This is a genomic window from Micromonospora echinospora (genome assembly GCF_014203425.1).
Taxonomy (GTDB): domain Bacteria; phylum Actinomycetota; class Actinomycetes; order Mycobacteriales; family Micromonosporaceae; genus Micromonospora; species Micromonospora echinospora_A.
Map to the genome: position 1 here is coordinate 6450992 of NZ_JACHJC010000001.1, position 19536 is coordinate 6470527.

The following is a 19536-nucleotide window of genomic DNA, read 5'->3' on the forward strand; positions in this document are numbered from 1 at the left end:
ATCTGGTAGTGCAGTGGCCCGAAACGGCGAGGGCCGCCCCGGCTTTCGCCGGGACGGCCCTCGCCTGTGTGAGCGGGCTCTCAGCCCTCCTCACCCATCAGCTCCTTGGCCTTGGCCTTGAGGTCTTCCAGGCCGCCGCACATGAAGAACGCCTGCTCCGGGAAGTGGTCGAACTCCCCCTCGCTGATCCGGCGGAAGGCGTCGATGGTCTCGGAGATCGGGACCGTCGAGCCGGGCACGCCGGTGAACTGCTCCGCCGCGTACGTGTTCTGCGAGAGGAACCGCTCGATCCGGCGGGCGCGGCCGACGGTGAGCTTGTCCTCCTCGGAGAGCTCCTCGATACCGAGGATGGCGATGATGTCCTGCAGGTCCTTGTAGCGCTGCAGGATCCGCTTCACCTCGGTCGCGACGGCGAAGTGCTCCTCGCCGACGAACTCCGGGGCGAGAATCCGGGACGAGGACGCCAGCGGGTCCACGGCCGGGTAGATGCCCTTGTCGGAGATCGACCGCTCCAGGTTGGTGGTCGCGTCGAGGTGGGCGAACGTGGTGGCCGGCGCCGGGTCGGTGTAGTCGTCGGCGGGCACGTAGATCGCCTGCATCGAGGTGATGGCCTGGCCCCGGACGGAGGTGATCCGCTCCTGGAGCTGGCCCATCTCGTCGGCCAGGGTCGGCTGGTAACCCACGGCGCTCGGCATACGGCCGAGCAGCGTGGACACCTCGGAACCGGCCTGGGTGAAGCGGAAGATGTTGTCGATGAAGAGCAGCACCTCCTGCTTCTTCACGTCGCGGAAGTACTCCGCCATGGTGAGTGCGGAGAGCGCGACCCGCAGACGGGTGCCCGGCGGCTCGTCCATCTGGCCGTAGACGAGCGCGGTCTTGTCGATGACGCCCGACTCGGTCATCTCGGCGATGAGGTCGTTGCCCTCGCGGGTGCGCTCACCCACGCCGGCGAAGACCGAGGTACCACCGAAGTTCCGGGCCACCCGGGTGATCATCTCCTGGATGAGCACCGTCTTGCCCACGCCCGCGCCGCCGAACAGGCCGATCTTGCCGCCCTTGACGTACGGGGCGAGCAGGTCGATGACCTTGATGCCGGTCTCCAGCATCTCGGTCTTCGGCTCCAGGTCCGCGAAGGCCGGGGCCTTGCGGTGGATGCCCCACCGGTCGTCGGCCTCGATCGTCTCGCCCTCGGCGAGGTTGAGGCACTCGCCGATCGCGTTGAAGACGTGGCCCTTGACCGCGTCACCCACCGGCACGCTGATCGGCGCCCCGGTGTCACGCACGTCGGTGCCGCGGACCAGACCGTCGGTCGGCTGCATCGAGATCGCGCGGACCAGGTTGTCGCCCAGGTGCTGGGCGACCTCCAGGGTCAGCGTCTTCTCACCACCGGAGAGGGTCACGTCGACGTGCAGAGCGTTGAACAGCTCCGGCATGGCGTCGCGCGGGAACTCGGCGTCGACGACCGGGCCGATGACCCGGACCACGCGACCCGTGGCCGTCTTGGTCTCAACTGCGGATACAGTCATCACACTTCACTTCCCGACGCGGCCAGCGCGTTCGCGCCGCCGACGATCTCACTGATCTCCTGGGTGATCCCGGCCTGACGGGCCGAGTTCATCTCGCGCGTGTACTTCTCGATCATCTCTTCGGCGTTGTCGGTGGCGCTCTTCATCGCCCGCCGACGGGCGGCCGACTCGCTCGCCGCCGACTCCAGCAACGCCGCGAAGATCCGCGTGTTGATGTATTTCGGCAGCAGGGCGTCGAGCAGCGACTCCGGCTCCGGCTCGAACTCGTACGCCGGCAGCGCGCCCTCGGTCCGCGGCCGGTCCTCGACCTGCATCGGACCGATGATCCGGGTCACCGGGTTCTGCGTCATCAGGGACTTGAACTCGGTGTAGACGATGTGCAACTCGTCCACGCCGAGGATCCCGTCGGCACCGGCATCCCCGTCCACGTCGTCCGCGCCGGCGGTGAACGCCTTGATCAGCGTGTCACCGACCTCGCGGGCATCGGCGAACGTCGGCTGCTCCGAGAAGCCGGTCCAGCTTCCGGCGATCTGCCGGCTGCGGAACCGGTAGTACGCCACGCCCTTGCGGCCGATGACGTAGAGCACCGGCTCCTTGCCGTCGGCGCGCAGCCGGGCGATCAGCGACTCGGCGGTCCGGATCGCGTTCGAGCTGTACCCACCGGCCAGACCCCGGTCGGCCGTCACCAGCAGGACGCCCGCCCGCCGCACCCGCTCGCGCGGGGTGAGCAGCGGGTGGTCGATCCGCGCGTTCGAGGCCAGCGCCGTCAGCACGCCGGTGATCGCCTCGGCGTACGGCAGCGAGGCCGCCACCTTGGCCTGGGCCTTGGCGATGCGGCTCGTCGCGACGAGCTCCATCGCCTTGGTGATCTTCTTCATCCCCTTGGCGGAACGAATCCGCTGCCGGAGAACGCGTACCTGGGCGGCCATCGGATCAGCTCTCGGCCGGGCGGTCGACGCCGTCGCGCAGGCGGGTCACCGTCTCGCGGGACTGCTCACCCTCCAACGGCTTGGCCGGCGCCTCGTTGATCCGGACCTCGTCCTCCTTGCCCAGGAAGAGCTGCTTGAACTCGGCGATGGCCGAGTCGAGCGAGGCGATGATGTCGTCGCCCCACTTGTGGTCGGCGATCGAGGCCAGGACGCCCTCGTGCTTGTGCCGCAGGTACTGCAGGAACTCCGACTCGAAGCGGCGGACCTCGCCGACCGGGACGTCGTCCAGCTTGCCCTCGGTGCCGGCCCAGACGGAGACGACCTGCTCCTGCACCGGGTACGGCGAGTAGTTCGGCTGCTTGAGCAGCTCGACCAGCCGGGAACCGCGGTCCAGCTGGGCCCGGGAGGCCCGGTCCAGGTCGGAGGCGAAGGCGGCGAACGCCTCCAGCTCGCGGTACTGGGCCAGGTTCAGCCGCAGCGAGCCGGCGACCTTCTTCATCGGCTTCACCTGCGCGGCGCCACCGACCCGGGAGACCGAGGTGCCGACGTTGATGGCCGGCCGGACGCCCTGGTTGAACAGGTCGGTCTCGAGGAAGATCTGGCCGTCGGTGATGGAGATGACGTTGGTCGGGATGAACGCCGAGATGTCGTTCGCCTTGGTCTCGATGATCGGCAGGCCGGTCATCGAGCCGCCACCCAGCTCGTCGGAGAGCTTGGCGCAGCGCTCCAGCAGACGCGAGTGCAGGTAGAAGACGTCACCCGGGTAGGCCTCACGGCCCGGCGGGCGGCGCAGCAGCAGCGACACGGCCCGGTACGCCTCGGCCTGCTTGCTCAGGTCGTCGAAGACGATCAGGACGTGCTTGCCGCCGTACATCCAGTGCTGCCCGATGGACGAGCCGGTGTACGGGGCGAGGTACTTGAAGCCGGCCGGGTCGGAGGCCGGGGAGGCGACGATGGTGGTGTACTCCATCGCGCCCGCCGCCTCCAGCGTCCCCTTGATGGAGGCGATGGTGGAGGCCTTCTGGCCGATCGCGACGTAGATGCAGCGGACCTGCTTCTTCGGGTCGCCGGAGCGCCAGTTCTCGCGCTGGTTGAGGATCGTGTCCAGCGCGACAGTGGTCTTGCCGGTCTTCCGGTCACCGATGATCAGCTGACGCTGGCCGCGGCCGATCGGGGTCATCGCGTCGATGGCCTTGATGCCGGTCTGCAGCGGCTCGTCGACCGACTTGCGGGACATCACGTTCGGGGCCTGGAGTTCCAGCTCGCGGTAGCCCTCGTTGGCGATGTCACCGATGCCGTCGATGGGCTCGCCGAGCGCGTTGACCACGCGGCCGAGGAACGCGTCACCGACCGGCACGGAGAGCACCCGGCCGGTGCGCTTGACGCGCTGACCCTCTTCGATCCCGCCGAAGTCACCGAGGACGACGACACCGATCTCCCGGACGTCGAGGTTCAGCGCCACACCGAGCGTGCCGTCCTCGAACTCCAGGAGCTCGTTGGTCATGGTCGAGGGGAGCCCCTCGACGTGGGCAATGCCGTCGCCGGCATCGGCGACGGTGCCGACCTCCTCGCGGGAGACGTCGGCCGTGTAGGAGGAGACGTAGCGCTCCAGGGCGCCGCGGATCTCCTCCGTCGAGATGGTCAGCTCGGCCATCCTCTGCTTCCTTAAGTATCAGGGGCCCGGGATACCTAGTACCGACCGGTCCGATGGCGTCGAATCAGGGCTGCTAAGACGCTGGTCAGCGCTTCGCGAGCGCGTTGCGGGTCTCGTTGATGCGGCGCAGGACGGTGCCGTCGTACAGGTCGGAGCCGACCTGTACGCGCGCTCCGCCGAGCACGTCGGGGTCGACCGTCTGCTTGACGGAGACCTCCCGACCGTACATCTCCGAGAGGCGGGCACCGAGGCGTCGCTCCTCGTCCTCGGTCAGCGCGGCCGCCACGGTCACGTACGCGACCTGACGGTCCCGCCGGTCGGCGGCCAGCTCGACGAGCCGGGTGAGCGCACCGGTGAAGGAACGTCCCCCGAAACCGGCGAGCGCGGCCTCGACGAGGCTGACGGTGACCGGCTGGGCCTTGCCGGAGAGCAACTGCCGGGCCAGTTCGGCCCGGCGCTCGACCGAGGCCATCGGGTCGGAGAGCGCGTTCGACAGCTCGGCGGAACCACCGACGACCTGCCCGAAGCGGAACAGCTCGTCCTCCACCTCGCCCAGGTCTCCGGACAGGTCCGCGCTGGCGAGCAGCGCTTCCACGCCGAGGCGCTCGACACCGTCGAGCAGCTCGGACGGGACCGACCAGCGGCCGGAGACCAGCGTGGCGAGCAGGTCGAGCGCTTCCGCGCCGATCCGGCCGCGCAGCATGTCACCGAGCAGGCCGGACCGGTCGGCGCCGGTCCGGGCCGGGTCGGAGAGCGCCCGGCGCAGCCGCGGCTCACGCCGCAGCAGGGTGGCGACGGAGAGGATGTCGTCGGCGGTGGAGGCCACCGCCGACGGCTCCGCGCCGCGGACGTACGCGTCGAGGCGCTCGGCCCCGGCCCGGTACGACTCCCGGCTGGCGGCCTGCATCAGCGGGCCCCCGTGCTCTCGAGATCGCTCAGGAACCGGTCGACGGTGCCCTTGCGACGCGCCTCGTCGGCGAGCGACTCACCGACGATCTTGCTGGCCAGGTCCACCGCGATGGTGCCCACCTCGGTGCGCAGCTCGCGCACGATGGTGGCCCGCTCGGCGGCGAGCTGCTCCTTGCCGGCGGCGATGATCCGGTCGGACTCCTCACGCGCCTTGGCGAGGATGTCCTGCCGGATGCCGTCGGCGTCGGCCCGCGCGTCGTCGCGGATCTTGGCGGCGTCGGTACGCGCCTCCGCGAGCTGGGCCCGGTACTGCTCGAGCAGCTGGTTCGCCTCGGCCTGGGCCGCCTCGGCGCGCTTGATGCCACCCTCGATCGCGTCGACCCGCGCCTGGTACATCGCCTCCATACGGGGCATGACGAACTTCAGCAGGACGAAGACGAGCAGGGCGAAGGAGATCGTTCCGACGACCATCTCCTGCCAGATCGGCAAGATCGGATTGTGCGCGCCTTCGGCGGCGAGATACATGTCAGACCTCCGGGTCGGGAGAGCTCGCGTCAGCTAACGGCGAAGGCGAGCACCAGGCCGAACAGCGCCAGCGCCTCGACCAGGGCGAAGCCCAGCACCAGCCAGGTGCGGTTGTAGCCGGCCGACTCGGGCTGGCGGGCGCTCGACTGGATGTAGGCCGCGAAGACCAGAGCCACACCGATACCGGGGCCGATGGCGGCGAGGCCGTAGCCGATGGTGTTGACGTTGCCACCGATCTCGGCAAGAACGTTCATTGCGGGTATTCCTCCTAGTTCACACGTGAGGGCTCACGTGTACGCGGTCGGTACCAGATGCTTGGCCGGGCCGGGTGCCCGCCGAGCCGGATCTCAGTGCTCGTCGGCCAGCGACGTGCCGATGTAGTTGGCGCTCAGCGTGACGAAGACGTATGCCTGCAGCACCGCCACCAGCGCCTCGAAGAAGGCCATCACGATCGCCATCGCGAAGGAGAAGACCGAGGTCGCCTGGACGAAGATGCTGCTCGACCCGAGCATCACGAAGCCGCCGACGGTGAAGACCAGCAGGAGCAGGTGGCCGGCGAACATGTTGGCGAAGAGCCGCAGTGCCAGGGTGACCGGGCGGACGACGAAGTTCTGCAGGAACTCGATCGGAATCAGCAGGAAGTGCATCGGCCACGGCACGCCGGGCAGGATGAGGCTCTGCTTGAGGTACTTGCCGAGGCCGTGCTTGCGGATGCCGACGTAGTTGTACATGACGTACGAGATGGCGGCGAGCACGATCGGGAACGCGATGTGCGAGTTCGGCGAGATCTGCAGGCCGGGCACGATGCTGAAGATGTTGGTCAGCAGGATGAAGCTGAACAGCACGGTGAGGTAGGGCGCGAAGCGGATGCCAGCGTTGCCCATCTGCTCACGGGCGATGTTGTCCCGGACGAGCCCGTAGACCGCCTCCGCGGCCCACTGGCCCTTGCCCGGCACCAGCTTCGGCTTCCGGTACGCGGTCACGAAGAAGACGATCAGCAGCGCGACGGCGATCCAGATCATGATGCTGAACTTGGTGACCCAGGGGCCGGCCACGTCCGGCGGGTAGAAATCCCCGACGCTGGGGGGCCAGGGAAGGTCCTGGGCGACGACCAGCTGTCCGCTCACCGTGTCATCCTCCGCACTCAACAGACCCGCGCGTGCCGGAACTCAGGCACTGAGCCTCTTCATGATCAGGTAGATCGCCCCGGCCGCGCCGAGCATCATGCCGACGGCGACCCCGATGCCGGCTGGCAGACCGAGGAACTGTTCCGCCAACCAGCCGAGGCCACCCCACATCAGAATGCCGGCGAGCAGGTAACCCACGACGGCACCTGCCACACCCTCCGACGAGTGCTCGTCGGACTTGCGGGAGTGGGGGTCATCGGCCATGACGTGGCGAACAATATCAGCAGGGGCGCGCGGGGATGTGCGGCACCCCCCACACTGCGGACAGCGTGCGGGCCGTACTGCGGGCGCGTCAACCTCACGCCACGGTACTCCTGTCGCGCCCGTCAGGGCACCCGCCGTACCGGACACGATTCAGCAAAGTCACTCGCTGTCGTCGCGGCGCTCGAATGTGGGCAGCGGGGACCTCATCGCCCAGGTCAGGTGGGCGCCGGTCCACACCACCACGGCCGCGATGATCGCCACGCCCATGTCCGGCAGGCCGGGCCAGCCGGTGGCCGCCACGGCGGCCATCACCACGCCCAGGATCACGATCTTGGTGGCGTAGGTGACCAGGCCCACCGACATGATCATCCGAGGGTGGATGGCGTCCGCCCAGGCCACCGAGAGGCTGGAGATCAGGTAGCTGACGATCACCAGCGCCACCCCGGCCGCAAAGCCGGCCGCCCCGGTCGCGCCGCGCAGCAACGCCGCCGCCGGCACCCCCACCACCGCGAGTGCCGCGCATGCCAGCAACGGTAGCCGCAGATGGTCCAGCCGGGCCCGGATCGCGCCGGGCTCACCCGCCCGTGGCGCCGTCATCGGGGGTACGCCGGGAAGGCGGCGACCAGCTCGGTGACCTCGCGGGCCACCCCGGCCAGCGTGTCGACGCCACCGGGAGCGCCGGGATCGGTGCGTACCGCGCGCGCGATCAGCCCGGCGATCCGTCCCATCTCCCCCTCGCGCATGCCCTGGGTGGTCACGCTCGGCGTACCCACCCGGATGCCGGAGGCGACGAGCGGCGGCTGCGGGTCGTACGGGATGGCGTTCTTGTTGAGCGCGATGCCGGCGGCCTCGCAGCGGGCCTCGGCCTCGGCGCCGGTCACGCCCGTCTCGCGCAGGTCGAGCAGCGCCAGGTGGGTGTCGGTGCCACCGGAGACCGGCCGCAGGCCCTCCGCGGCCAGACCGTCGGCGAGCGCCCGCGCGTTCGTCACCACCTGGGCGGCGTACGTGCGGAACTCCGGCTGCGCGGCCTCGCGCAGCGCGACCGCCTTGGCCGCCACCGCGTGCATCAGCGGGCCGCCCTGGGTGAACGGGAAGACCGCCTTGTCGATCCGCGCGGCCAGCGGCTCCCGGCACAGGATCATGCCGCCGCGCGGGCCGCGCAGCACCTTGTGCGTGGTCGCGGTGACCACGTCGGCGTGCGGCACCGGGGACGGGATCGCGCCGCCGGCCACCAGGCCGACGAAGTGGGCGGCGTCCACCATCAGGTACGCGCCGACCTCGTCGGCGATCTCGCGGAACCGGGCGAAGTCGATGAGCCGGGGGTACGCGGTCGCGCCACAGATGATCAGCTTCGGCCGGTGCGCCCGGGCCAGGTCACGCACCTCGTCGTAGTCGATCGTCTCGGTGTCCGGCCGGACGGTGTAGCCGACCGGGTGGAACCACTTGCCGGAGAAGTTCACCCGGCTGCCGTGCGTCAGGTGCCCGCCGTGCGGCAGGTCCATGGCCAGCACCGTGTCGCCCGGCTGCGCCAGGGCGGCGTACGCGGCCAGGTTGGCGCTCGCGCCGGAGTGCGGCTGGAGGTTGGCGTGCTCGGCGCCGAACAGGTCCTTGGCCCGGGCGATGCCCAGCTCCTCGGCGCGGTCCACCTCGGCACAGCCGCCGTAGTAGCGCCGGCCCGGGTAGCCCTCGGCGTACTTGTTGGTGAGGGTGGAGCCGAGCGCGGCCAGCACCGCGGGCGAGGTGAGGTTCTCGCTGGCGATCAGTTGCAGGCCGCCGCGCAGCCGGTCCAGCTCCCCCAGCACCACCTCGGCGATCTCCGGGTCGACGGTACTGAGCTGCTGGAAGTCCGGCCCCCAGAAGGTGTCCCTCGCGTTCTCCACAGCGAAGGAGTCTACGGAGCCGCAGACTGGAGACCGTGAGATGCCTCGTCACCGGCGCGACCGGCTACATCGGCGGGCGCCTCGCGCCCCGGCTGCTGGCCGAGGGCCACACCGTACGCTGCCTGGCCCGCACGGCCGGGCGGCTGCGGGACGTGCCCTGGGCGGCCGACGCGGAGGTCGTCGAGGGCGACCTGCGCCGCCCGGAGACGCTGCCGTCCGCGTTCGAGGGCGTGGAGGTCGCGTACTACCTGGTCCACTCGCTCGGGCAGCGCGGCTTCGAGGCGGCCGACCGGGAGGCGGCGACCAACTTCGCCGAGGCGGCGCGCGCCGCGGGCGTACGCCGGATCGTGTACCTCGGCGGGCCGGAGCCGGCGGAGCGCGACGGCCTGCCGTCGGCGCACCTGCGCTCCCGGGCGGAGGTCGCGCGGATCCTGCTGGACAGCGGCGTGCCGACGGCGGTGCTGCGCGCCGCGGTGATCATCGGATCCGGCTCGGCCTCGTTCGAGATGCTGCGGTACCTGACCGAGCGGCTGCCGGCGATGGTCACACCACGCTGGGTACGCAACCGGATCCAGCCGATCGCGGTCCGGGACGTGCTGCGCTACCTGGCCGGATGCGCGCACCTGCCGCCGGAGGTGAACCGGGCCTTCGACATCGGCGGCCCGGACGTGCTGACCTTCACCGAGATGATGCAGCGCTACGCCCGGGTGGCCGGGCTGCGGCACCGGGTCATCCTGCCGGTACGCCCGCTCACGCCGTCGCTCTCCTCGCACTGGGTCGGCCTGATCACGCCGGTGCCGAACGCGATCGCCCGGCCGCTGGTGGAGAGCCTGGTGCACGAGGCGGTGGCGCACGAGCACGACATCGCGGCGTACGTGCCGGACCCGCCCGAGGGGCTGACCGGCTTCGACCAGGCGGTCGCGCTGGCGCTGACGAAGGTACGCGACGCGCAGGTGGAGACGCGCTGGTCGAACGCGAGCGGCCCGGACGCGCCCGCCGAGCCGCTGCCCTCGGACCCGCGCTGGTCCGGTGGCACCGCCTACACCGACCTGCGGGAGCGGGCGGTGGACGCGCCACCGGAGGCGCTGTGGCGGGTCATCGAGGGCGTCGGCGGCGAGAACGGCTGGTACTCGTTCCCGCTCGCCTGGTCGGTGCGCGGCTGGATGGACCGGCTGATCGGCGGCGTCGGGCTGCGCCGGGGCCGGCGCGACCCGCACCGGCTCCAGGTCGGCGAGGCGCTGGACTTCTGGCGGGTCGAGGAGATCGTCCCGGGCGAACTGCTCCGGCTGCGCGCCGAGATGCGACTGCCCGGCCGGGCCTGGCTGGAGATGCGCGCCGAGCCGGACGGGGACGGCGGCAGCCGCTACGTCCAGCGCGCCGTGTTCCTTCCGCGCGGCCTGCCCGGCCATCTCTACTGGGCCTCGGTGGCGCCGTTCCACGCCGTCGTCTTCGGCGGCATGGCCCGCAACATCGCCCGGGGGGCCGAAAACCCTGGCAGTTAGGAAGGAGAGCCGTTCTGCAGCGCGGGGCCGAGGAGCAGTCCCCCGTCGATGACGTACTCGGCGCCGGTGATGAAGGCCGCGTCCGGCGACGTGAGGAACAACAACAGCGCGGTGATGTCGGCGGGCTGCCCGAGTCGCGGGACGGCGAACGGCTCGGGCGAGTAGAAGTCGGCGATCGGGGTGTCGCTGCCGGCCGCCGGCTCGGTGATGAACGGCGTGGCGATCACGCCCGGGTGGATCGCGTTGACGCGGATGTTGTCGCGGCCCAGCTCAAGGGCGGCGGTCCGGGTGAGCCCCCGAACCGCCCACTTGCTGGCCACATAGGGCGCGTAGAAGGCGGTACCGCCCATGCCCATTGTGGAGCCGATGTTGACGATCGCTCCTCCCCCCGCCCGCCGCAGCGCCGGGGCGGCTGCCTTGATGCCGAGGAACGTGCCGGTGAGGTTGACGTCGAGGATGCGAGCCCACGTGGCCCGGTCGGTGGACTCGATGAGGGCCGGCGGGTTCTGCACCCCGGCGTTGTTGACCAGGATCGTGAGCGCACCGAATGCCTTCTCGGTCTCCGCGACGGCGGCGGCCCACGACTCCTCCCGGGAGACGTCCAGGCGGACGAACCGTGCCCGGGGTCCCAACTCGGCGGCCAGGTCGGCGCCACGCTCGGCACTTGTGGCGCCGATGACCACATTGGCGCCTTCGGCGTGCAGGGCGCGTACGTGGCTGGCCCCCTGCCCGCCGGTGCCGCCGGTCACGAGAACGGTCTGATTGGCGAAGCGGGACATCGGATCCTCCGGTAGGTGCGAGACGACAACCCGGGGACCGGGTGGTGAGTCAGGCGACTCACCACGTCGAAGCTACGCCTCCCGCAAGTGGTGAGTCAACCCACTCACCTCGCTATGATGGCCGCATGACCCCAGCGCCGTCGGCCTATCACCAGCGCGTGGCGGAGGAAAAGCGCGCGCTGATCGTGCAGGCCGCCACCGAGCTCTTCCTGGAGTTGGGCTACGACCGGGCATCACTGGCGCGCGTCGCCGCCGGTGCCGGCGTGTCGAAGGCAACGCTGTTCAAGCAGTTTCCGACGAAGGCAGCACTGTTCGATGCCATCGTCATCGACTCGTGGGCCAGGAACGACGTGGCCGACGTGCCGCCCCCCGGTGACCTGGCGGCGGGCTTGACGGTTCTCGGGCGGCGCTACGCGACGCTGTTGAGCCAGCCGGAGATGACCGACCTGTTCCGCATCGTGATCGCCGAACTGCCACGCTTTCCCGAACTGGCCAGAGCGCATTTCTCCCAGGGCAAACTGCCGTACTTCGAGTCCGTCCGGCTCTACCTCGTGACCGAGCACGAGGCGGGAGCCGCGGACATCGCCGACCCGGAGATGGCCGCCACGCAGTTCCTCGGGATGATCTCCAATTACCTGCTCTGGCCGCGCCTGGTCCTCCCGGACTGGACGGTCACCGCTGACCGCACGACAGCGGTCGTCGACGAAGCCGTCCGAACCATGGTTGCGCGGTACGGCAGGTCGACGAGCTGACTCTCAGTCGCCGGTGCGAGGGCTGGTGTGCTGGAAGGCGACGGCCTCGCCGGGCGGGACGAAGTCGCGTACCGGCTCGTCGCGCAGCGCCCACGCGAGGATGCGGCCCACCGCGGCGATCTGCCGCTTCTGCACGCCGCCGCCGACCGCGTCCCGGGGGTCGTCCGGGTTCGCGGCGATCGTCGCCACCGAGAGCTGCGGGGTGAACGCGACAACCGTCTCCGTGGCGTTCCGCTCCGAGCTGCCGGTCTTGCCGGCCACCGGACGGCGCAGGCCCGGGGCCAACTCCTCGGCCGTGCCGCCGTCGCAGCGCCGGTACATGGACTGGTCGCCGACCGGGCAGCGGCTGGCGTCGGCCGCCGCGCGGGCGACCTCGGTGTCGAGCACCTGCCGGCAGTCGGTGTTCCCGGCGGCGATCTTCCGGCCGGACGGGTCGGCGATGGAGGTGACCGGCGTGGGCCGGCACCAGGTGCCCTCGGCGGCCACCGCGGCGTACGCGCCGGCCAGGTCGAGCGGCGTGGTGGCGGAGACGCCGAGCGTGAACGGCCCCCAGCTCTTGGCGCCCTCGCGGGCCATCCGCTCGTCCTGCGGGGCGCGGAACACGATGCCCAGCCGCTGGGCCATCTCGACCACCCGGTCCGCGCCGACCCGCTCGGTCAGCCAGGCGAAGTACGTGTTCACCGACCGGCCGAACGCGTCCCACATGTCCCGGTCGCCGTCCATCCAGTAGGTGTTGGCGTTCGCCGGGCACCACCGGCCGCCACAGCTGGCAGGGCCGGCGCCGACCGGGTACTGGGTGACGTAGACGCGCGGCGCGTCGAACACGGTGTCCAGCGGCAGCCCGGACTCCAGCGCGGCCAGCAGGGCGAACAGCTTGAACGTCGAGCCCGCCTGGTAGCCGGTGATGCCGCCACCGCCGGCCACCAGCTGGTTGACAGTGTTCGGGTAGTTCTGCTGCCCGTCCGGGTTCGCGGCCACGCCGTACGTGCGGTTCACCGCCATGGCCAGCACCCGTCCGGTGCCCGGTTGCACCACAGCGGTCGGCGCGGCGCGCGCGATCGTCTCCGGGTAGACCTCCCGCACCTGCTCACTCGCCTTGGCCTGCACGTCCGGGTCGAGTGAGGACACGATCGACCAGCCGCCGCGGCGCAGCGTGCGCTGCCGCTCGTCCACGGTCTTGCCGAACGCCGGCTGGGCGTTCCACCACTGGGTGAACCAGTCGCAGAAGAATCCCCAGTCGTTGTGGTCGGCGGGCACCGCGGCGCAGTCGTTCGGGGTGGTGTTGGGCTTGAGGGCCAGCTCCGTCGCCTTCGCCGCCTCGGCGTCGGCCGCGCTCGCCCGGCCGGTCTCCACCATCCGGTCCAGCACGTACGCCCGCCGTTGCACCGCCGAGTCGGCGTCGCCGTTGATCGGGTCGTCCGCCGGGGACCGGACCAGCCCGGCGAGCAGGGCGGCCTGGGCCAGCGTGAGCCGGTCCGGCGTCGTGGCGAAGTAGCGCTTGCTGGCGGCGGCGATGCCGTACGCCCCGGCGCCGAAGTACGCGATGTTCAGGTAGCGCCCGAGGATCTCGTCCTTGCCGACCTGCCGTTCCAGCGTCAGCGCGTACCGCATCTCGCGGATCTTGCGTCCGACGGTGATCTCGGTGGCGGCGGCGCGCTGCTCCTCGGTCAGCCGGGGGTCCCCGGCCAGCGCGTTGCGCACGTACTGCATGGTCAGCGTGGAGGCGCCCTGGCGGGTGCCCTCGCGGCGGTTGGCGGTGAACGCCCGCGCGACGCCGCGCACGTCGACGCCGTGGTGCTCGTAGAAGCGCACGTCCTCGGCGGCCACGATGGCGTCGCGCATCACCGGCGCCACCTCGGCGACCGGCACGTCCACCCGGTCCTCGACGTAGAACGAGGTGATGAGCGTGCGGCCGTCGTTGGCGTACAGGTTGGAGCGCTGCGCCGGCTGTGGCGCCTTGAGCGCCTCCGGCAGCGCGGTGTACGGCATCAGGTTCTTCAGGCCCAGCCCGAAGACCAGCGCGGCCGGCAGCGCCGCGACGGCCAGGACCAGCCCGGCGAGCACGCCGGCGAGCACAACGGTGAACAGCTTGTTGAGATAGGCCCGGTTCATCAGCTCTCCCCGCAGGAGCCGGCCGTACGGACCTGTTCAGAATGACCGGAATGTTCGCTTTTACCGCCACCTTCCGAGAAAGGCGCAGGAAGTTCGCGAGGAAGGATGAATCTCAGGGCAACAGCGCGGCAGCCAGCGGCTGCACCGTCTCCTCGATCTCGTCCGCGACCCGGCTGAAGCACTGGTCGCCCCGGCCCCACGGGTCGTCCAGATCGTCGGTGGGCAGCGCGGAGGCGTTCTGCCGGGCCGCGTCGGCGGCCGCCACCAGCGCGACGCCGCGCGCGTACACGGCGTCCGGCGTGGGCTCGGCCGGCGGCAGGGCGGACCGGTCCAGCCCGCCGAGCAGGCGGCCGAACTCACCCAGCACGAACGTGCGCGCGGCGGCGTCCGGCCGCAACGCCACCACGTACTCCTGCTGGTCGGCGGTGGCGGTGAGCACCAGGTCGGCGGCGTCGATCAGGTCGGAACGCAGCCGCCGGGCGGCGAACCCCTCGGTGTCGCCGCCGCGCGAGATCACCTGGCGGGCGGCCGGCGGATTCATCTCCTCCCCCGCGTGCCAGCCGCCGGTGCCGGCGCTGTGGCTGTGCACGAGGGCGTCCGACCCGGCCGGTTCGACGTCGAGGCGGGCCAGCCGCTCCCGGACCGCGAGCAGCAGCAGCCGCTCGGCCATCGGCGACCGGCAGATGTTGCCCATGCAGACGTGCAGGACGGTGAAGGGCGGCACTCAGACCCCCCGCTCGTCGAGGATGTCCGGCACGACCTCCCGCAGCTTCGCCAGCGTCACCGCGCCCTCGCGCAGCACCCGCGGCACGTCGCCGGTCAGGTCGACGATGGTGCTCGGCACCGGGTCCACCGCCGGCCCGGCCTCCAGATAGGCCCGGACGCCGTAGCCCAGCTGGTCACGCGCCTCCTCGGCGGTGAGCGCGGCCGGCTGGCCGACCTTGTTGGCCGACGCCACTGCCATCGGCCCGGTCTCCCGCAGCACCTCCAGCGCCACCGGGTGCAGCGGCATCCGTACCGCCACCGTGCCGCTGCTGTCGCCCAGATCCCAGGCCAGGCTCGGCGAGTGCTCCACCACGATCGTCAGCGCGCCCGGCCAGAACGCCTCGACCAGGTCGCGGGCCGCGCCGGGCAGCGAGAACACCAGGCCGTCGAGCGTGTGCCGGGAGCCGATGAGCACCGGGGGCGCCTGCCGGGCGCCGCCCTTGGTGTCCGCCAGGGCCTTCACCGCGTACGGCGTGAACGCGTCCGCCCCGATGCCGTAGACCGTGTCGGTCGGCAGGACGACGAGTTCCCCGTTCTTGACCGCCTCGATGGCAGCGGCGATGCCGCGGTCCCGGTCGGCGGGCGACCGACAGTCGTAGAGCATCACGAGGAGTCAGTCTGCCACGCCCGGGCGGTCTCGGCGTGGGTGCCGTCCGCCCGCCGGGACGCGCTCGCCCAGCGGGGCCGCCCGGCCAGGTCCCGGTGCTCCTCGACGCGGTCGTAGCGGCCGTCGCCGCGCAGCAGCGCGGGCACCGCCGTCGCGTGCGTGTCGTCGTGCTCGATCCCGATCTCGCCGCCCGGGCGCAGCAGCGCGGCGGCCCGGCGCACCACCGGGCGGATCACGTCCAGCCCGTCCGCGCCGCCGAAGACCGCCTCGTCCGGGTCGTGTCCGGCCACCTCCGGCGGCACCGTCACCGACCTCGGCACGTACGGCGGGTTGCAGAGCAGCACGTCGACCCGCCCGGTCAGGTCGGCCAGCAGCTCCGGACCGGTCACGTCGGCGGCCACCACCTCGACCGGCCGGTCCCCCGCGGCGGCCCGGTCGGCCGCGTTGCGCCGCAGCCACGCCAGCGCGGCCGGGGACCGTTCCACAGCCACCACCCGGGCCGAGGGCACCTCCTGCGCCACGGCCAGGGCGATCGCGCCGGAGCCGCTGCACAGGTCGACCACGAGCGGCGCCCGACGCTCCCGGGCCCGCTCGATCCCCCAGCCGGCCAGCAGTTCGGTCTCCGGGCGGGGCACGAACACGCCCGGCCCGACCGCCAGCTCCAGCAGCCGGAAGCCCGCCGTGCCGATCAGGTGCTGCAACGGCTCCCGGGTCACCCGCCGTCCGACCAGCGCGTCCAGGCGGTCGCGCTGCGCCGGGGTGAAGCCGTCGGCCAGCGCCAGCCGGCCGCGCGGCACCTGGAGGACGTACGCGGCCAGCTGCTCGGCCTCGGCGCGCGGCGCCTCGACGCCCGCCGCCGCGAGCGCCCGGGCCACCCGGGCGATCACCAGCGAGGGCCGTTCGCGTTCTGTCCCTTCGGACGGGTGTTGCGGGAGTGCTGTCACGCAATAATCATGAAGCGTCGCGGCCCACCTCACGAGCGGGTGCGTCCGGGCGCACACGGCAGGGAGGTCGCGAGTGGGCTGGCTCGACCAGGTCGAGGACCAGGTTGACGCTCTCCGACGCGCTCGGTCACTGCAGGAGGCCAGCCGGTCAGCGGAGGCCTGCGCCCTGCTCGACCGCGTCATCCGCACCACCGACGACCCGTACGCCCGCGCCGACGCGCTCGTGCAGCGGCTGTCCGCGCTGATCAATCTCGGCCGGACCGCCGAGTTCACCCGCGCCGTCGAGGACGCCTCCGCCGCCGTACGCGACCTCGCCGAGCCCTACCTGCACGGGCACCTCAACGCGCTCGCCGCGCTCGCCGCCCACCACCAGGGCGCGCTGGACCGGTGCGTGATGCACCTGGTCCGGGCCGCCCGCGCGCTGGGCGCCGACGACACGCCGGACCGGGACACCGCCTGGGGCTGGCACGACCTCGCGATGGCGTACTCGTACCTGAGTTTCCACGGCCACGCGCTGGGCGCGATCGAGCGCGCCCGCGAGGTGGGGCTCAGCGCCGGCATTCCGGAGGAGACGTTCGCCGCGCCGGGGATCCGGCTGCGCAACGCGGTGGCGCTCGACCACAACGGCGACAGCGACGGCTGCCTGCGGGTGCTGCGCGACGTCGCCGGTGACCTGGCCCGGTTCCTGCGCGGCGGGCGGGCCGGCAACCTGCGCCCCAGCAGCCTCGCCGCGTACGGCTACGCCGCCGCCCGGCGGGCCGCGCTCGGCGACCGGGTGGAGTCCGCCGGGGACGCCGACCCGAAACGGCTGCTCGGCCACGGCGGCGACAGCGCCCGCGCCCGCGACCTGCGCCAGCTCGGTCAGGTCTGCCTGGCCGTCGCCGCCGACCGCCCGATCGAGGCGGTCACCCGGCTGGACGCGCTCCAGGTCTCCGACGAGACACTCGGCGCGGCCGAGGCGCCCCGGCTGCGCAGCGTCGCGCTGGCCCGGGCCGGCGACCACGCGGGCGCGCACCGGGCCGACCGGCACGCGTTCCGGCTGGCCGCGCGGCGCAGCGACCGGCTGCGGGACGTCTACATCGACGGCATCGCCGCCCGGATCGACCACGAGGAGATGCGCCGCGAGGCGGCCCGGTACGAGGGCGAGGCGCTCACCGACCCGCTCACCGGCCTGCCCAACCGGCGCCGGCTGGAGCGCTACCTGGGCGCTGTGGTGTCCCGGGGCGAGCGGGTGGTGATCGGCGTCTGCGACCTCGACGGGTTCAAGGCGGTGAACACCCGCCACGGCCACCACTCCGGCGACCTGGTGCTGCAACGGGTGGCCGGGGTGATCAACCGGGTGATGCGGCGCGGCGACTTCGTGGCCCGCTACGGCGGCGACGAGTTCGTCGTGGTGCTGCCCGACACCGTCATGCCGGAGGCGGTCGAGGTGGCCCGGCGGATCGAGGCGGCCGTCCGCACCGAGGACTGGGAGTCCCTGGTGCCGGGCACCCCGGTCGGGGTGACCATCGGTTTCGCCGAGGTCGACGGCAGCACCACTGTGAGCGTGCGGGAGGCGCTCGGCACCGCGTTCGAGCTGGCCGACCGGGAGATGCTGCGCGCCAAGGCGCGACCGCGCGCGAGCTGAGCGGTAAGGAGGGGCCCCCTGTTAACGCCTCCGGTAGAGGAGGGGCCCCCGCTCAACACCCCAGCGGTCAGCGGCGGGACAGCTCGGTCTCGCCGGCCAGGCGGGCTGCGCGGTCCGCCTCGGCCAGCGCGTCGAGCACCCCGTCCAGCTCGCCGGCCAGCGCCAGGTCCAGGTTGTACGCGGTGTAGCCGATGCGGTGGTCGGTGATCCGGTTCTGCGGGAAGTTGTAGGTGCGGATCCGCTCGGAGCGGTCCACGGTGCGGACCTGCGCCTTACGGGCGTCCGACGCCGCCGCGTCGGCCTGCTCCTGGGCCGCGGCGAGCAGCCGGGCACGCAGGATGCGCATGGCCTGCTCGCGGTTCTGCAGCTGCGACTTCTCGTTCTGGCAGGAGACCACGATGCCGGTCGGCACGTGGGTGATCCGTACCGCCGAGTCGGTGGTGTTCACCGACTGGCCACCGGGGCCGGACGAGCGGAACACGTCGATGCGCAGCTCGTTCGGGTCGATGGTGACGTCGACGTCCTCCGCCTCGGGCAGCACCAGCACGCCCGCCGCGCTGGTGTGGATCCGGCCCTGCGACTCGGTCACCGGGACGCGCTGCACCCGGTGCACGCCGCCCTCCCACTTGAGCCGGGACCAGACCCCGTTCCCGCCCTCCGGAACGCCCTTGCTCTTGATCGCCAGCGAGACGTCCTTGACACCACCCAGGTCGGAGTCCTGGGCGTCGATCACCTCGGTGACCCAGCCGTGCCGTTCGGCGTACCTGGTGTACATCCGCAGAAGGTCCCCGGCGAACAGCGCGGACTCCTCGCCGCCCTCGCCGGCCTTGATCTCGACGATCACGTCCTTGGCGTCGTGCGGGTCGCGCGGGATGAGCAGTTCCGCGAGCCGTTCCTCCAGCGCCGGCAGGGAGGCGGCGATGGCCTCCGCCTCGGTGGCGAACGTCGCGTCCTCAGCGGCCAGCTCGCGCGCGGCGGCCAGGTCGGCGCGGGCCTGCTCCAGCTCGCCGGCCGCCTTGTGCAGCGGGACCAGTTCGGCGTACCGACGGCCGACCCGCCGGGCGGTGCCCTGGTCGGCGTGGAGGGCCGGGTCGGCCAGCCGCCGCTCCAGCTCGGCGTACTCGTCGAGGAGGGCGGCCAGGCGCTCACTGCTCATGCTGCGGATGCTCCTTGGGGATTAAACCGGCGCAAACGGACGAACGCCCGTGTCCGGCGGGAGCCGGACACGGGCGTCGTCGACGGAGCTACTTGGCCTTCTTGGCCTGAACCTTGGCGTACTTCTGCTGGAACTTCGCGACCCGGCCGGCGGTGTCCAGCACGCGCTGCTTACCGGTGTAGAACGGGTGGCAGGCGCTGCAGGTCTCGACGCTGATGGCGCCGCCCTTGGCGGTGCTGCGGGTCGTGAAGGAGTTGCCGCAGGAGCAGCGGACCTCGGTGGTCGCGTACTCCGGGTGGATGTTGGGCTTCATGTCGCCTCGGTCCTTTCGTCGGTGGTCGCCGGGTCGCCGTCGGTGCTCCCCGTCGTCCGCGACGGGCTCGGGCGTGAACCGGAACCGGTGGCCGATTGACCAGTGTGCCATGGGGCTCGCCCACCCGGCACAGGAGGTCCGCCACCCGTAACGCCCGCCCACACT

General features: G+C 71.9%; 20 protein-coding genes. 3 read left to right on the forward strand and 17 right to left on the reverse strand.

Annotated features, from left to right (window positions below; translation table 11 throughout):
* Positions 1 to 80: 80 nt before the first annotated feature.
* The 10 genes from atpD to FHU28_RS29065 all read right to left on the reverse strand — a co-directional run bounded on the left by atpD (position 81) and on the right by FHU28_RS29065 (position 8814).
* A complete protein-coding gene (atpD, locus tag FHU28_RS29020) occupies positions 81 to 1526 on the reverse strand; it encodes a F0F1 ATP synthase subunit beta (RefSeq protein ID WP_184688026.1) in 1446 nt (481 codons plus the stop codon).
* Complete coding sequence (locus FHU28_RS29025; protein WP_030504728.1) at positions 1526 to 2455, reverse strand: F0F1 ATP synthase subunit gamma; 930 nt, start codon at positions 2453 to 2455, stop codon at positions 1526 to 1528. Before FHU28_RS29025 ends, atpD begins: the two co-directional genes overlap by 1 nt.
* A gap of 4 nt (positions 2456 to 2459) precedes the next feature.
* Positions 2460 to 4109 (reverse strand): F0F1 ATP synthase subunit alpha, encoded by a 1650-nt coding sequence (gene atpA, locus FHU28_RS29030; RefSeq protein WP_184688028.1) that lies wholly within the window; start codon positions 4107 to 4109, stop codon positions 2460 to 2462.
* An 85-nt stretch (positions 4110 to 4194) separates the two neighbouring features.
* Positions 4195 to 5016 (reverse strand): F0F1 ATP synthase subunit delta, encoded by an 822-nt coding sequence (locus tag FHU28_RS29035; RefSeq protein ID WP_184688030.1) that lies wholly within the window; start codon positions 5014 to 5016, stop codon positions 4195 to 4197.
* Positions 5016 to 5543: a F0F1 ATP synthase subunit B gene (locus FHU28_RS29040; RefSeq protein ID WP_018789140.1), complete on the reverse strand. Its 528-nt coding sequence runs from the start codon at positions 5541 to 5543 to the stop codon at positions 5016 to 5018. Before FHU28_RS29040 ends, FHU28_RS29035 begins: the two co-directional genes overlap by 1 nt.
* Before the next feature lie 29 nt (positions 5544 to 5572).
* A complete protein-coding gene (gene atpE / locus FHU28_RS29045) occupies positions 5573 to 5797 on the reverse strand; it encodes an ATP synthase F0 subunit C (protein WP_018789141.1) in 225 nt (74 codons plus the stop codon).
* 93 nt (positions 5798 to 5890) lie between these two features.
* Positions 5891 to 6670: a F0F1 ATP synthase subunit A gene (gene atpB / locus FHU28_RS29050; protein WP_184688032.1), complete on the reverse strand. Its 780-nt coding sequence runs from the start codon at positions 6668 to 6670 to the stop codon at positions 5891 to 5893.
* 42 nt (positions 6671 to 6712) lie between these two features.
* On the reverse strand, positions 6713 to 6934 hold the full coding sequence (locus FHU28_RS29055) for a hypothetical protein (RefSeq protein WP_184688034.1): 222 nt from the start codon (positions 6932 to 6934) through the stop codon (positions 6713 to 6715).
* Positions 6935 to 7093: 159 nt separating this feature from the next.
* Positions 7094 to 7531: a Cg1360 family ATP-synthase-associated protein gene (locus FHU28_RS29060; RefSeq protein WP_184688036.1), complete on the reverse strand. Its 438-nt coding sequence runs from the start codon at positions 7529 to 7531 to the stop codon at positions 7094 to 7096.
* The gene (locus tag FHU28_RS29065; RefSeq protein ID WP_184688038.1) at positions 7528 to 8814 is read right to left on the reverse strand and encodes a serine hydroxymethyltransferase; all 1287 of its coding nucleotides are present in this window, start codon (positions 8812 to 8814) and stop codon (positions 7528 to 7530) included. Before FHU28_RS29065 ends, FHU28_RS29060 begins: the two co-directional genes overlap by 4 nt.
* Positions 8815 to 8849: 35 nt before the next feature.
* Between FHU28_RS29065 and FHU28_RS29070 the strand changes: the two genes are divergently transcribed.
* Positions 8850 to 10316 (forward strand): SDR family oxidoreductase, encoded by a 1467-nt coding sequence (locus tag FHU28_RS29070; RefSeq protein ID WP_184688040.1) that lies wholly within the window; start codon positions 8850 to 8852, stop codon positions 10314 to 10316.
* Here FHU28_RS29070 and FHU28_RS29075 read toward each other — a convergent pair.
* Complete coding sequence (locus FHU28_RS29075) at positions 10313 to 11095, reverse strand: SDR family NAD(P)-dependent oxidoreductase (protein WP_184688042.1); 783 nt, start codon at positions 11093 to 11095, stop codon at positions 10313 to 10315. The genes FHU28_RS29070 and FHU28_RS29075 overlap by 4 nt on opposite strands.
* Positions 11096 to 11220: 125 nt before the next feature.
* On the opposite strand from FHU28_RS29075, the gene FHU28_RS29080 reads away from it, so the two are divergent.
* On the forward strand, positions 11221 to 11847 hold the full coding sequence (locus FHU28_RS29080; protein ID WP_184688045.1) for a TetR/AcrR family transcriptional regulator: 627 nt from the start codon (positions 11221 to 11223) through the stop codon (positions 11845 to 11847).
* A gap of 3 nt (positions 11848 to 11850) precedes the next feature.
* Here the strand turns inward: FHU28_RS29080 and FHU28_RS29085 are convergent, their stop codons facing one another.
* From FHU28_RS29085 to prmC, 4 genes are all read right to left on the reverse strand, one after another.
* Positions 11851 to 13959 carry a transglycosylase domain-containing protein gene (locus tag FHU28_RS29085; protein ID WP_184688047.1) on the reverse strand — a complete coding sequence of 703 codons (2109 nt, stop codon included), beginning with the start codon at positions 13957 to 13959 and terminating at the stop codon, positions 11851 to 11853.
* 112 nt (positions 13960 to 14071) lie between these two features.
* Positions 14072 to 14683 (reverse strand): arsenate reductase/protein-tyrosine-phosphatase family protein, encoded by a 612-nt coding sequence (locus tag FHU28_RS29090; protein WP_184688050.1) that lies wholly within the window; start codon positions 14681 to 14683, stop codon positions 14072 to 14074.
* Positions 14684 to 15328, reverse strand: coding sequence for an L-threonylcarbamoyladenylate synthase (locus FHU28_RS29095; RefSeq protein WP_073829317.1), 645 nt, complete (start codon positions 15326 to 15328; stop codon positions 14684 to 14686).
* The gene (gene prmC, locus FHU28_RS29100) at positions 15328 to 16218 is read right to left on the reverse strand and encodes a peptide chain release factor N(5)-glutamine methyltransferase (RefSeq protein ID WP_376700883.1); all 891 of its coding nucleotides are present in this window, start codon (positions 16216 to 16218) and stop codon (positions 15328 to 15330) included. The genes FHU28_RS29095 and prmC overlap by 1 nt, the downstream gene beginning before the upstream one ends.
* A gap of 130 nt (positions 16219 to 16348) precedes the next feature.
* On the opposite strand from prmC, the gene FHU28_RS29105 reads away from it, so the two are divergent.
* Positions 16349 to 17902 (forward strand): GGDEF domain-containing protein, encoded by a 1554-nt coding sequence (locus FHU28_RS29105; RefSeq protein ID WP_184688055.1) that lies wholly within the window; start codon positions 16349 to 16351, stop codon positions 17900 to 17902.
* A 67-nt stretch (positions 17903 to 17969) separates the two neighbouring features.
* On the opposite strand, the gene prfA is transcribed toward FHU28_RS29105, so the two are convergent.
* A complete protein-coding gene (gene prfA / locus FHU28_RS29110; RefSeq protein WP_184688057.1) occupies positions 17970 to 19058 on the reverse strand; it encodes a peptide chain release factor 1 in 1089 nt (362 codons plus the stop codon).
* A gap of 88 nt (positions 19059 to 19146) precedes the next feature.
* Positions 19147 to 19371 (reverse strand): 50S ribosomal protein L31, encoded by a 225-nt coding sequence (rpmE, locus tag FHU28_RS29115; RefSeq protein ID WP_184688060.1) that lies wholly within the window; start codon positions 19369 to 19371, stop codon positions 19147 to 19149.
* Positions 19372 to 19536 lie beyond the last annotated feature (165 nt).

Excerpts from the sequence above, each read along its gene's own strand:
- FHU28_RS29075 (WP_184688042.1), bottom strand. The coding sequence starts at position 11,095 with ATGTCCCGCTTCGCCAATCAGACCGTTCTCGTGACCGGCGGCACCGGC.
- FHU28_RS29080 (WP_184688045.1), top strand. The coding sequence starts at position 11,221 with ATGACCCCAGCGCCGTCGGCCTATCACCAGCGCGTGGCGGAGGAAAAG.
- prfA (WP_184688057.1), bottom strand. The coding sequence starts at position 19,058 with ATGAGCAGTGAGCGCCTGGCCGCCCTCCTCGACGAGTACGCCGAGCTG.
- FHU28_RS29035 (WP_184688030.1), bottom strand. The coding sequence starts at position 5,016 with ATGCAGGCCGCCAGCCGGGAGTCGTACCGGGCCGGGGCCGAGCGCCTC.
- atpE (WP_018789141.1), bottom strand. The coding sequence starts at position 5,797 with ATGAACGTTCTTGCCGAGATCGGTGGCAACGTCAACACCATCGGCTAC.
- atpA (WP_184688028.1), bottom strand. The coding sequence starts at position 4,109 with ATGGCCGAGCTGACCATCTCGACGGAGGAGATCCGCGGCGCCCTGGAG.
- FHU28_RS29040 (WP_018789140.1), bottom strand. The coding sequence starts at position 5,543 with ATGTATCTCGCCGCCGAAGGCGCGCACAATCCGATCTTGCCGATCTGG.
- FHU28_RS29095 (WP_073829317.1), bottom strand. The coding sequence starts at position 15,328 with ATGCTCTACGACTGTCGGTCGCCCGCCGACCGGGACCGCGGCATCGCC.
- FHU28_RS29085 (WP_184688047.1), bottom strand. The coding sequence starts at position 13,959 with ATGAACCGGGCCTATCTCAACAAGCTGTTCACCGTTGTGCTCGCCGGC.
- FHU28_RS29055 (WP_184688034.1), bottom strand. The coding sequence starts at position 6,934 with ATGGCCGATGACCCCCACTCCCGCAAGTCCGACGAGCACTCGTCGGAG.
- atpD (WP_184688026.1), bottom strand. The coding sequence starts at position 1,526 with ATGACTGTATCCGCAGTTGAGACCAAGACGGCCACGGGTCGCGTGGTC.
- FHU28_RS29060 (WP_184688036.1), bottom strand. The coding sequence starts at position 7,531 with ATGACGGCGCCACGGGCGGGTGAGCCCGGCGCGATCCGGGCCCGGCTG.
- rpmE (WP_184688060.1), bottom strand. The coding sequence starts at position 19,371 with ATGAAGCCCAACATCCACCCGGAGTACGCGACCACCGAGGTCCGCTGC.
- FHU28_RS29025 (WP_030504728.1), bottom strand. The coding sequence starts at position 2,455 with ATGGCCGCCCAGGTACGCGTTCTCCGGCAGCGGATTCGTTCCGCCAAG.